This window comes from Pseudomonas sp. P129, from assembly GCF_020312195.1.
GTDB lineage: Bacteria > Pseudomonadota > Gammaproteobacteria > Pseudomonadales > Pseudomonadaceae > Aquipseudomonas > Aquipseudomonas fragariae.
Genome location: NZ_JAGPYS010000026.1, coordinates 1 through 11,972, shown reverse-complemented (window position 1 = coordinate 11,972; position 11,972 = coordinate 1). Strand labels below are relative to the sequence as shown.

The 11,972-nt window shown below is 60.5% G+C and carries 10 protein-coding genes; 7 read left to right on the top strand and 3 right to left on the bottom strand.

Annotated features, from left to right (window positions below):
* Window positions 1-235: 235 nt before the first annotated feature.
* The 7 genes from pqqF to KBY02_RS25890 all read left to right on the top strand — a co-directional run bounded on the left by pqqF (window position 236) and on the right by KBY02_RS25890 (window position 7,730).
* Entirely contained in the window at window positions 236-2,524 is a 2,289-nt protein-coding gene (gene pqqF / locus KBY02_RS25920) for a pyrroloquinoline quinone biosynthesis protein PqqF (protein ID WP_225650863.1), read from the top strand.
* Between the two features lie 135 nt (window positions 2,525-2,659).
* Entirely contained in the window at window positions 2,660-2,734 is a 75-nt protein-coding gene (gene pqqA / locus KBY02_RS25915) for a pyrroloquinoline quinone precursor peptide PqqA (protein ID WP_003422658.1), read from the top strand.
* Between the two features lie 88 nt (window positions 2,735-2,822).
* Window positions 2,823-3,734: a pyrroloquinoline quinone biosynthesis protein PqqB gene (gene pqqB / locus KBY02_RS25910; protein WP_024640643.1), complete on the top strand. Its 912-nt coding sequence runs from the start codon at window positions 2,823-2,825 to the stop codon at window positions 3,732-3,734.
* A gap of 8 nt (window positions 3,735-3,742) precedes the next feature.
* Window positions 3,743-4,498, top strand: coding sequence for a pyrroloquinoline-quinone synthase PqqC (gene pqqC, locus KBY02_RS25905; RefSeq protein ID WP_003402120.1), 756 nt, complete (start codon window positions 3,743-3,745; stop codon window positions 4,496-4,498).
* Window positions 4,495-4,779, top strand: a complete 285-nt coding sequence (gene pqqD / locus KBY02_RS25900; RefSeq protein WP_011269164.1) for a pyrroloquinoline quinone biosynthesis peptide chaperone PqqD — start codon at window positions 4,495-4,497, stop codon at window positions 4,777-4,779. The genes pqqC and pqqD overlap by 4 nt, the downstream gene beginning before the upstream one ends.
* Complete coding sequence (gene pqqE / locus KBY02_RS25895; RefSeq protein ID WP_011269165.1) at window positions 4,772-5,941, top strand: pyrroloquinoline quinone biosynthesis protein PqqE; 1,170 nt, start codon at window positions 4,772-4,774, stop codon at window positions 5,939-5,941. The genes pqqD and pqqE overlap by 8 nt, the downstream gene beginning before the upstream one ends.
* A complete protein-coding gene (locus tag KBY02_RS25890) occupies window positions 5,904-7,730 on the top strand; it encodes a S9 family peptidase (protein WP_225650862.1) in 1,827 nt (608 codons plus the stop codon). The genes pqqE and KBY02_RS25890 overlap by 38 nt, the downstream gene beginning before the upstream one ends.
* 55 nt (window positions 7,731-7,785) lie before the next feature.
* Here KBY02_RS25890 and KBY02_RS25885 read toward each other — a convergent pair whose 3' ends face one another.
* From KBY02_RS25885 to KBY02_RS25875, 3 genes are all read right to left on the bottom strand, one after another.
* A complete protein-coding gene (locus tag KBY02_RS25885) occupies window positions 7,786-7,947 on the bottom strand; it encodes a YqaE/Pmp3 family membrane protein (protein ID WP_002555565.1) in 162 nt (53 codons plus the stop codon).
* A 403-nt stretch (window positions 7,948-8,350) separates the two neighbouring features.
* Window positions 8,351-10,129 carry an acyl-CoA dehydrogenase C-terminal domain-containing protein gene (locus tag KBY02_RS25880; protein ID WP_096104315.1) on the bottom strand — a complete coding sequence of 593 codons (1,779 nt, stop codon included), beginning with the start codon at window positions 10,127-10,129 and terminating at the stop codon, window positions 8,351-8,353.
* 169 nt (window positions 10,130-10,298) lie between these two features.
* Window positions 10,299-11,597 (bottom strand): sensor domain-containing diguanylate cyclase, encoded by a 1,299-nt coding sequence (locus KBY02_RS25875; RefSeq protein WP_096135966.1) that lies wholly within the window; start codon window positions 11,595-11,597, stop codon window positions 10,299-10,301.
* Window positions 11,598-11,972: the final 375 nt, after the last annotated feature.

Genomic DNA, 11,972 nt, shown 5'->3' with positions numbered 1-11,972 from the left:
CCCTTCGCGGACAAGTCCGCTCCTACGCCCGTTGGGCAGAATCAAAAACGGCCTCCTGCCCGAGGGGTAGGAGCGAACTTGTTCGCGAAGACGGCCGTTCAGGCGATGCATTGTCGGGAAGCTTGACGGCCCCTTTGCGTCCTCTATTTCGCAGCCTTGAGCAGCAGGCTCGCGAACGGGTCGGCTAATCCGCTAGCATGACGCTTCGCCTTGCAAAGCTTTCCGGACGCCCCTCATGCCTGCCGCACACTCCGCCGACACTCAACGCCTCACGCTGGCCAACGGCCTGAATGTGGTGCTGTGTCATGAGCCACGGCTCAAGCGCTGTGCGGCCTCGTTGCGCGTGGCAGCCGGCAGTCACGATGCGCCGCAGGCGTGGCCAGGGCTGGCGCATTTTCTGGAGCACCTGTTTTTTCTCGGCACCGAACGCTTCCCGGCCGGGGACAACCTGATGACCTTCGTGCAGCGTCATGGCGGGCAGGTCAATGCCAGCACCCGCGAGCGCACCACCGACTTCTTCTTCGAACTGCCGCAGGCGGCCTTCGCCCAAGGGCTGCAGCGACTGTGCGACATGCTTGCCCGGCCGCGCATGGACATCGCAGATCAATTGCGCGAACGCGAAGTGCTGCACGCCGAGTTCATCGCCTGGCTCGGCGATAGCGCATCCCGCGATCAGGCGCGCCTGCTGACAGCGATCACGCCTCAGCATCCGCTGCGTGGCTTTCACGCTGGCAATCGCTACAGCCTGTCAGTGCCTAACCCGGCGTTTCAGCAGGCATTGCATGACTTTTATCGAGGCTTCTATCAGGCCGGGCAGATGACCCTGTGCCTGACTGGCCCGCTGCCGATGGCTGAATTGCAGGCGCTGGCGATAAACCACGGCGCGGTTTTCGCCACTGGGATAAAGGTCACACAGCGCCCGCCTCCAGCATTGATGACCAGCCCTCGACAGGCTGGCGAGCAAAACCATCTGCTGTTTGCCTTCGAGGACTTGCCGGAAAAGGCTGACGAAGCGGTGGCCTTCTTCTGTCACTGGCTGAACGCAGCGCAGCCTGGCGGGCTGGTTGCCGAGCTGATCCGCAGGGGCCTTTGCACTTCACTGCACGCCGCGCCGCTTTACCAGTTCGGCGGGCAGCTTTTGCTGGATATCGAGTGTAAAGGCGACCCGGCGAACGCGACCGCTATCAGCAGCCTGCTTTTCAGCTGGCTCGGTTTCTTCGAGGCTCACTGGCCGACGCGAATCGAGGAATACCACCGTCTCGAACAACGCCGTCTGCAGATGTGCGGAGCATTGGCTCTGGCCAACCATCACTGTCGCGAAACGCCCGCGCAGTTGAGCGAGCAAGGCCAAAAAGCCTTAAGCGCATTTCTCGCAAAACTCACGGCTGACGTGGATAACCTCGATCCAGAGCCGGTCGACTGGCGCCTGCCCGCCCCGAACCCGTTTCTTGGTACGGCAGTGGACGACCCCGCTGAAGCCGCGCTGTACCTGCGCTGGCAACTGCCGTCCCCACAGCCCGCCTTTTGGCGGATGCTCGACGCCGCGCTCAAGCCACTGGCCGAAGACGCACGTCAGGCCGGGGTAACACTGACCTTCACCGCGTACGGCCCCTACTGGCAGCTACAGTTGAACGGTTTGCGCGAACCCATTGTGGCAGTCCTGCAACAGAGCCTGCTGCGCTTGCAGCACCCCGATACCCACGCACAGGAACACGACGAGCCAGTGTTGATCCCGATTCGTCAGTTGCTCAAGCAGCTTGCCGATCACTTCCTGCGCAGTAACCCGGAGGTGACCATAAGCGACCTGCCAGGCGTATGGTCGGCTTCGCGCTGGATCAGTTTCACCAGCGGTTTCGACACGGCCAGCCAGTCGATGCTGGACACGGTGTTGAATGCAGCACCCGGCGTTCGGCAAACTTCCCCGGCCGATCTGCCAACCATTCGCGCTGGCAAGCACTGGGCAGCGCAAGCATCGTCCTCCTCGGAAGACGCCGTGCTGGTGTTCTGCCCGGCGCCCACGACTTCTATCGAAGATGAAGCCGCCTGGCGTCTGCTCGCGCACCTAGCCCAGGCGCCGTTCTATCAGCGGCTGCGGGTCGAGCTGCAATTGGGTTACGCGGTGTTCAGTAGCCTCAGGCAGATCGACGGAAAGACCGGCTTGCTGTTCGGTGTGCAATCGCCCACCTGCAATGCGCAGCAACTGTTTGAGCACATCGAGGCCTTTATCGGCAGATTGCCGCAACTGGTTCGCGGCGCAGATTTGCCTGAACAGACAAACGCCCTTGCAGCGCAGTTCGAGCCGTCGAACCTGCCGCAGCAACAGCGTGCCGACCTGCAGTGGCAGGCACACCTTGCCGGGCATCAGAGCGACCATGCGCCCACCTTGCAGCGGGCGCTGTCAAATCTGGAAACACACTCGTTGCTGGCCTCTGCGGATCAATTGATCAAGGCCACAGGTGGCTGGCTGATTGTGGCCAATCGCCCTGCCAGCGCGGCCGTTCCGCAATCCTTACCTGAACAGTAACGGTCTTTCATGCAGATTCTAGCCCTGCTGAATTGTGAAAATGAGTAACATAGCTCCCTAAGCATCTGAACGTATGCCTCCAGCGATGCACTAAGATGTAGTCACCCACCGCTGCACTTATCCGAGGAGATTTTTATGTCGTGGACTAAACCTGCTTACACTGATCTGCGTATCGGTTTTGAAGTCACCATGTACTTCGCAAGCCGTTGATTTCAGTGCGCTGTGAAGCCTCGGTTCGCCGGGGCTTTTTTTATGGTTGTGGCTGTTTTTTATTTCAGAGCGTGTCCCAGGAGCTGTCATGTACATCCAGATTCTAGGTTCTGCTGCTGGCGGTGGATTCCCCCAGTGGAACTGCAACTGCGTCAATTGCGCGGGCTTTCGCGACGGCAGCCTGCGTGCCCACGCGCGGACCCAGTCGTCCATTGCGCTGTCCGACGACGGTATCAACTGGGTGCTGTGCAACGCCTCACCGGACATTCGCGCGCAATTGCAGGGCTTTGCGCCGATGCAGCCGGGTCGCGCATTGCGCGACACCGGCATCAGCGCGATCGTGTTGATGGACAGCCAGATCGACCACACCACCGGCCTGCTCAGCCTGCGTGAAGGCTGCCCGCATCAGGTGTGGTGTACCGACATGGTCCATGAGGACCTGAGCACCGGCTTTCCGCTGTTCGAAATGCTCAAGCACTGGAACGGCGGCCTGAGCTGGAACCGCATCGAGTTGCAGGGCAGCTTCGTGATTCCTGCCTGCCCGAACCTGCGCTTCACGCCCTTCCCGCTGCGCAGCGCCGCGCCGCCCTACTCGCCACACCGTTTCGACCCGCACCCGGGCGACAACATCGGCCTGCTGGTCGAAGACACCCGTACTGGCGGCAAGCTGTTCTATGCCCCGGGCCTGGGCAAGGTCGATGAGGCACTGGCCGAGAAGATGCGTGACGCCGACTGCCTGCTGGTCGACGGCACAATGTGGGACGACGACGAAATGCAGCGCCGTGGCGTGGGCACGCGCACCGGCCGGGAAATGGGCCATCTGGCACAGAATGGTCCCGGCGGCATGCTCGAAGTCCTCGAAGGCTTCCCCGAGCAGCGCAAGGTGCTTATCCACATCAACAACACCAACCCGATTCTCGACGAAGACTCCCCGGAACGCGCGGAGCTGGTTCGTCGCAACGTCGAAGTGGCCTTCGATGGCATGAGCATCGAGCTTTAGGAGCTGACATGAGCGAAGCGACTGCGCTGTCCCCCGCCGAATTCGAACAGGCCTTGCGCGCCAAGGGCGCCTATTACCACATCTATCACCCGTTCCATGTGGCGATGTACGAGGGCCGAGCGACCCGCGAGCAGATTCAGGGCTGGGTCGCCAACCGTTTCTACTATCAGGTGAACATTCCGCTCAAGGACGCGGCGATTCTGGCCAACTGCCCGGATCGCGAGATCCGTCGCGAGTGGATTCAGCGCCTGCTCGATCATGACGGTGCGCCCGGCGAAGACGGCGGCATCGAAGCCTGGCTGCGCCTCGGCCAGGCCGTGGGACTGGACCCGGACCAGCTGCGCTCGCAGGAACTGGTGCTGCCAGGCGTGCGCTTTGCCGTCGACGCCTACGTGAACTTCGCCCGCCGCGCCAACTGGCAGGAAGCCGCCAGCAGCTCGCTGACCGAACTGTTCGCCCCGCAGATCCACCAGTCGCGTCTGGACAGCTGGCCGCAGCACTACCCATGGATCGACCCGGCAGGCTATGAGTATTTCCGCACTCGCCTGGGTCAGGCCCGACGCGATGTAGAGCACGGCCTCGCCATCACGTTACAGCACTACACTACGTACGAAGGTCAGCAGCGTATGCTGGAAATCCTGCAGTTCAAACTCGATATCCTGTGGAGCATGCTCGATGCCATGTCCATGGCCTACGAGCTGAACCGCCCGCCGTATCACAGCGTCACAGACCAAAGGGTCTGGCATAAGGGGATTACCCTATGAAGCACGATCCGCAGTTCCGAGCGTTGACACCCAAATGGCATCAAGGCTATCGCTTTCAGTACGAGCCTGCGCAAAAGGCGCATGTGGTGCTTTACCCTGAAGGCATGATCAAACTCAATGAAAGCGCGGCCCTGATTGGCGGGCTGATCGATGGCAAGCGCACCATCGCCGCCATCATTGATGAGCTTCATCAGCAGTTCCCCAATGTTCCCGAACTGGGCATGGACGTCGACGAGTTCATGGAAGGCGCCAAAAAGAAAAACTGGATCGATCTTGTCTGACATAGCACCCGTCACCAACACCCCGTACATACCGCCCACTCCCGAGGTCGGGCTGCCGCTGTGGCTGCTCGCCGAGCTGACCTATCGCTGCCCGTTGCAATGCCCGTATTGCTCCAACCCCCTGGATTTCGCCAAACAGGGCCAGGAGCTGAGCACCGAGCAGTGGTTCAAGGTCATGCAGGAAGCGCGGGAAATGGGTGCGGCGCAGATCGGTTTTTCCGGCGGCGAGCCGCTGGTGCGCCAGGACCTCGCCGAACTGATCGCCGAGGCGCGGCGTCTGGGCTTCTACACCAACCTGATCACCTCGGGCATCGGCCTTACCGAAGAGAAGATCATCGCCTTCAAGGAAGCAGGCCTGGACCACATCCAGATCAGCTTTCAGGCCAGCGACGAGCAGGTCAACAACATGCTCGCCGGCTCGAAAAAAGCCTTCGCGCAGAAGCTGGAAATGGCCCGAGCGGTGAAAAGGCATGGCTACCCAATGGTGCTGAACTTCGTGACCCACCGTCACAACATCGACCGTATCGACAAGATCATCGAGCTGTGTCTCGCGCTGGAAGCGGACTTCGTCGAACTGGCGACCTGTCAGTTCTATGGCTGGGCGCACCTGAATCGCCTCGGCTTGCTGCCGACCAAAGATCAACTGGTCCGCGCCGAAGCCGTCACCAACGAATACCGCGCCCGGCTGGAGGCAGAAAATCATCCGTGCAAACTGATTTTCGTCACCCCTGATTATTACGAAGAACGTCCCAAAGCCTGCATGAACGGCTGGGGCAATATCTTCCTGACCGTGACACCGGATGGCACGGCGCTGCCCTGCCACGGCGCGCGGCAGATGCCGATCCAGTTCCCCAACGTACGCGATCACAGCATGCAGCACATCTGGTACGACTCGTTCGGCTTCAATCGCTTCCGCGGCTACGACTGGATGCCCGAGCCGTGCCGTTCGTGTGACGAGAAGGAAAAGGACTTCGGCGGCTGTCGCTGCCAGGCCTTCATGCTGACCGGCGACGCCGCCAATGCCGACCCGGTGTGCAGCAAATCCTATCACCACGGGATTATCACTCAGGCTCGTGACGAGTCCGAAACCGCTACTCAAACCATTGAAGAGCTGGCCTTTCGCAATGACCGAAACTCACGACTCATCGCAAAATCCTCCTGACCGCCTGAGCGCCGCCCAGGCGGTCGCTGCAGGCGTCGACTTCGCCGAACTGGATGTCAGCTCGGCGGGCCTGTTCTGGAACGAATACCGCCCCGAAGACGGCGCGAGCCGCATCTGGCACTGGTACGCCAACAGCAAGCGCTGCCTGACGCCACAAGGTTTCAGCGTACGCAGCCGGGTGTATGAATACGGTGGTGGTTCGTTCTGCCTCGCCGACGACGCCGTAGTCTTCGTCAACGAGCGCGACCAGCAACTGTATCGACAGGCCCTGGACGCCAGCGAGCCGGTGGCGCTGACCGAGGGCGACCAGCGCTACGGCGGCGTGTTCTTCAGCGGCGGCCGGATTCTGGCCGTTGAAGAGGACCGCAACACGCATCGACTGGTGGCTATCGAGCTGGCTGACGGCAAGCGCCAGTTGCTGGCCGAAGGCGCTGATTTCTACTCATCGCCGATTGTCAGCGCCGACGGCAGGCGCCTGGCCTGGATCGAATGGCAGCGCCCGCATCAGCCGTGGACCAGCACCCGTTTGATGTGTGCGACGAAACAGGACGACGGCAACTGGGCCGCTGCGCAGTGCATCGCAGGTGACGGTGCGCAAGAGTCTCTGCAACAGCCGCGCTTCGATGCCCACGGGCGTCTGTATTGCCTGACTGATCGCGCGGGTTTCTGGCAGCCGTGGGGCGAATCGCCTTCCGGGTTTGCGCCGCTTCCCGCCCGTCCGGCGGATCATGCTTCCGCGCCTTGGCAAATGGGCAGCTGCACCTGGCTGCCGATCAACGATGGTTACCTGGCGAGCTGGTTTGCAGACGGTTCAAGTATCCTGGGGCTTTCTCAGGCTGACGGCAGCGTCGAGGACTTTAGCGCAGGTTACAGTCGCTTTCGCAGCCTCGCCATTGACGAAGAGTTCGTCTATTGCATCGCCGCCTCGGCCATCAGCACCTCAGCGGTACTGGCCATTTCTCGCCACGAAGCCAGTGTTCAGGTGCTTGCCGGAGGCGGGTCGCCGCTGCCGGCCGACCAGATCAGCCGTCCTCAGACGTTGCGTTACCCCAGTGGCGGGGCCGAGGCTCATGGCTACTTCTATCCGGCCATGACCGGCGCAGAAAAACCGCCGCTGGTGGTGTTCATCCATGGCGGCCCGACCTCTGCGTGCTACCCGGTGCTGGACCCGCGCATTCAGTACTGGACGCACCGCGGCTTCGCCGTCGCAGACCTCAATTATCGCGGCAGCAGCGGCTACGGTCGCGTGTACCGGCAAGGCCTGCACCTCACCTGGGGCGTGGCGGACGTCGAAGATGCCTGTGCAGTGGTCAACCATCTGGCCGAGCGCGGCTTGATTGACGAACGACAGGCTTTCATTCGCGGCGGCAGTGCCGGTGGCTACACCACGCTCTGCGCGTTGGCCTTCCGCGACGTATTCCGCGCAGGCGCCAGCCTTTACGGCGTCAGCGACCCGGTAGCACTGGCCAGGGCGACGCATAAATTCGAGGGTGATTATCTGGACTGGCTGATCGGCGATCCCGACAAGGACATCGAGCGCTATCAGGCTCGTACGCCCCTGCTGCACGCCGACAGCATCAAAGTGCCGGTGATTTTCTTTCAGGGCGAACTGGATGCCGTGGTGGTTCCGGAACAGACCCGGTCCATGCTCAAGGCCTTGCAGGACAACGGTATCAAGACCGAAGCGCACTTCTATGCGGACGAGCATCATGGGTTCCGCAAGGCAAACAACCTGGCAGATGCGCTGGAGAAGGAATGGCGTTTCTATCGGGATGTGCTGGATGCCTGATCAGGCCGTGTGATCGTTCCCGCGTCAGGGAACGATCAGCGTGTGCAGCGAGGTGTTACTTGCGCGAAACGATGATGTAGATCGCGTGGATGATGCCGGGGATGTAACCCAGCAGGGTCAGCAGGATATTCAACCAAAAAGCGCCAGCAAAGCCTACTTGCATGAACACGCCTACCGGAGGCAGCAGAATGGCGAAAATGATACGAATGATGTCCATGAAAAGCTCCTGATTGATTGGCTCTGATTGGCCATACAGCTAATCGACCCTGCCCGGCGGCGAGGGTTCAACCAGCTCTGGCACCGCGCCATTATTCTTTCTCGGGAGAGGATCAGGACAAGCATTGCACTGCGGGCACAACATCGTGTGCTGCGAGCAGAAAGAACATCGAATCGTTAAAACGCAAACAAAGAAAACCCCGCCGAAGCGGGGCTTTCCAGACTGTTTCCCTGATTTCCCTTTCACCCCGCCATCCTGGCAGGCTTCCCTACGTGTCCCTGTTATGTCTTGTTGCGCGTCCTGCGCTACGTCCATGAACAAAGATTAACTTTGGATCCCTTTCTTGGGAAGAGGCCAATTGGCGTCACGTAGTGTAAGCAAATGCTTACAAGACTTTTCCAGGTCAGAATTGTGACGCCTTCAACAGGTACAGCGACTCGCTGCCCGCGCGTACCGAGGCATCCAGCGAGTGAATACGCGGCAGCAGACGTGCGAAGTAGAAGCGTGCGGTCCCCAGTTTGCTTGCGTAGAACTCCTCCTGCTGCTCTTTACCCAGTGCTGCCTTGGCCATCATGGCCCACATGTAGGCATACGCGGTGTAACCGAACAGATGCAGATATTCCACAGAGGCCGCACCGATTTCATCGGGGTTGTTGCGCGAGCGATCCAGCACCCAGCCGGTCAGCTCATCGAGCATGTTCAAGGCTTTGCTCAGCGGCTGAGTGAACTCGCTGAGCGCGTTGTCCGAGCCGGTGATGAACTGGCGGACTTCATCGGAGAACAGCTGATAGAACGCGCCATTCGAGCCGACGATCTTGCGCCCGACCAGGTCCAGCGCCTGAATGCCGTTGGTGCCCTCGTAGATCTGCGTGATACGCACGTCACGCACCAGTTGTTCCTGGCCCCACTCGCGGATGTAACCATGGCCGCCGAATACCTGCTGGCCATGCACGGTGGTTTCCAGACCGATATCACTCAGGAACGCCTTGGAGACCGGTGTCAGCAGTGCTACCAGATCATCGGCACGCTTGCGCGCGGTATCGTCTTCGCTGAACTTGGCAATATCCAGTTGCAGGGCGACGTAGCTGGAAAACGCCCGACCGCCTTCGTTGAAGGCTTTCATGGTCAACAGCATGCGACGCACGTCAGGATGGACGATGATCGGGTCAGCGGCCTTGTCCTTGTTCTGCGCACCGGTCGGGGCACGGCTCTGCAGACGGTCCTGCGCATACTCGACGGCGGCCTGATAAGAGCGCACGCCAGACGCCAGGCCCTGGATACCGACGCCGAGGCGCTCGTAGTTCATCATCGTAAACATCGCCGCCAGCCCTTTGTTAGGCTCGCCGATCAGGTAACCGGTCGCGGCGTCGAAGTTCATCACGCACGTCGCAGACGCCTGGATGCCCATCTTGTGCTCGATCGAGCCACAACTGACGGTGTTGCGCTCGCCGAGGCTGCCGTCGTCACCAACCATGAACTTGGGCACCAGAAACAGCGAGATGCCCTTCGGGCCAGGCGGAGCATCCGGCAACTTGGCCAGTACCAGATGGATGATGTTTTCGGTCAGGTCGTGTTCGCCACCGGTAATGAAAATCTTGCTGCCGGTGATCTGGTAGGCGCCGTCCGCCTGGGGTTCGGCGCGCGTGCGAATAATGCCCAGGTCAGTACCGGCGTGGGCCTCGGTCAGGCACATCGACCCGGCCCAGACGCCCGAATACATATTGGGCAGAAATTTGTTCTTGAGCTCCTCGGTCGCGTGGGTGTCTATCGACACGCAGGCGCCGGAGGTGAGCATCGCGTACAGACCGAACGCCAGGCTGGCAGAGTTGAGCATCTCTTCGACCTGAGCCGACACCACCTTGGGCATGCCCATGCCGCCAAACTCGGGGTTACCGCCCACACCGACCCAGCCGCCTTCGGCGTAGATCTTATAGGCCTCGGGAAAACCGGCAGGCGTGGTGACGACGGTGTCCTTCCAGTGGCAGCCCTCCTCGTCACCGTTGCGGCTCAGCGGCGCAATGGTCTTGCTGGTCACTTTACCGGCTTCTTCGAGAATGGCTTCGACCGTTTCGACGTCGACTGTTTCGGCCAGCTCGGGCAGTTGAGCCCAGAGCGTTGAAACCTCGAAGACTTCATTGAGGACGAAGCGCATATCGCGCAGTGGCGCTTTATAGTCAGCCATGGCAAACCTCGTGAACACGGATCGAAATGCTTTGGGAAGCCGATCGATGCATCCAGCGACGCAGATCAGCAGTCGAGTTCCACGAGTCTAACCGAACAACATTTCAGAGACATAGGGTCGTGTCATGACTGAATAGTCATAACAGGTCACGGGAAGTACCAGGGTTTGCTCAGGTTGCCGCTTCAGTCGTGCGCACAGCGCCGCGTCGGTTCAACTGCCCGTAAGCCACCACACAATTGCGCCCGGCGCCCTTGGCTGCATACAGCGCCTGGTCGGCGCTTTTGAGCACTTCTTCGGGCGTGCGATGCTCCGGCTGGCGTTCGGCAACGCCGATACTCACCGTCACCGACACGCTGCCAGCCTGCGCGCCACTTCGACGCTGTCGGCCTTGCTGGTCGTCCTGAGGGCGATTGTCCTTGTTGCGCAGCTGAATTTCGTAACTGGCGATGGTCTCGCGGATGGCTTCCAGGTGCGGCATGCACTCATCGATGCTCTTGGCGGCGAACACAATGGCGAACTCCTCACCGCCATAGCGATAGGCCTTGCCGCCACCATTGGTGATTTTCGACAGCTTGCTGGCCACCAGACGCAGCACCTGATCGCCCACATCGTGGCCGTGGGTGTCATTGAATTTCTTGAAGTGATCCACGTCGCTCATCGCCAGCACATAGTTGCGACCCAGACGCTGCATGCGCTCATTGAGCGCCCGACGCCCAGGCAGCCCGGTAAGCTCGTCGCGGAAGGCCATCTGATAGGCCTCGTGAGCGACGGCAGCGGCAATCATCAGCATCACCTGGCTGCAAAGGATGTTCAGTGTGAACGGCAGGATGAAGGTTTTGGGCAATGCCCAGAGCAAACCCAGCAGGCCGACGATCTGCGCCGCATGCAGCGGTCGCGGCTTTTCCAAGTATTGCCAGATCAGCACCCCGAACGACACCAGAAACATCGCATAGGACAACTGAATCAGGCTCATCCATGCGCCATGCAGGACAGGCCAGCGAATGTCCGCCAGCCAGACTTGCAGCTCGACCGGATAACTTTGCTCAAGCCCCACCGCCACGCCGCCCAGCGCCACCAGCACCGCGAGCCGCGCAACCATGTCCTGGAACAGATGCGTTCGTTCCTCCCATGCCGCATATAACCCGAACAGCAGCGGCAGCAGCAGGCAGACCAGGTGAAAGATCACCGCCGCATCCTCGCGAACCTTGCCGTTGTCACGGTAGTAGTCGGTCTGGGTGTCGAGCAGGTAGTAGGCGATATACACCGTGAGCATCAGAAACAGCTCGCGCTGACGTCGATAAACACAGCAGTACGCACCGCCCAACAGAAGAACCAGAGTAGGAAGCACGTTGAACAGCGAGGTGAAGAAGACGTTCAGGTCCTTTACGTACGCAGCCGCCAGCCCCGCCACCAGCAAACCCAGTGAAGGCAGAAAATGACTCAAGCGTGCAGCTGATGGACGCAACAAAAGGGGTTATCTCCTACCCGGCATCTGGATGACTGGCTGGCCTAATGGCATTGTGCCCTTCGTCAGCGAACAATGCATCGGCAGGATCAATAAACAACTTAATTTCTGTAACGGCAGGAAGTGGGAAATGTTTATTGCGGGATTTCTCGTGCCCATGCGTTGGTATGCCGTTCGTGACGCTCTAGGTCGTGCTGCAGCGCAAAGTCATGCTTTACCTGTCATCACTGCACATAAAAGCGCTTTTTTATCGCGATGGCACAGACGACGCAGAGTGCGACGTTAGTGACGGCTGAGTCCTGGCGCTGATCCGGGGGTAGCCTGGCAGGACGCCAGGCTAGCCGCACCGTGCCATGGATGGCGCGTTGCGGCGACCCC

What these genes read in the sequence shown, in the direction of transcription:
- pqqD (WP_011269164.1), top strand. Translation starts at nt 4,495, where the DNA reads ATGAAGCACGATCCGCAGTTCCGAGCGTTGACACCCAAATGGCATCAA.
- KBY02_RS25880 (WP_096104315.1), bottom strand. Translation starts at nt 10,129, where the DNA reads ATGGCTGACTATAAAGCGCCACTGCGCGATATGCGCTTCGTCCTCAAT.
- KBY02_RS25890 (WP_225650862.1), top strand. Translation starts at nt 5,904, where the DNA reads ATGACCGAAACTCACGACTCATCGCAAAATCCTCCTGACCGCCTGAGC.
- pqqC (WP_003402120.1), top strand. Translation starts at nt 3,743, where the DNA reads ATGAGCGAAGCGACTGCGCTGTCCCCCGCCGAATTCGAACAGGCCTTG.
- pqqF (WP_225650863.1), top strand. Translation starts at nt 236, where the DNA reads ATGCCTGCCGCACACTCCGCCGACACTCAACGCCTCACGCTGGCCAAC.
- KBY02_RS25885 (WP_002555565.1), bottom strand. Translation starts at nt 7,947, where the DNA reads ATGGACATCATTCGTATCATTTTCGCCATTCTGCTGCCTCCGGTAGGC.
- pqqB (WP_024640643.1), top strand. Translation starts at nt 2,823, where the DNA reads ATGTACATCCAGATTCTAGGTTCTGCTGCTGGCGGTGGATTCCCCCAG.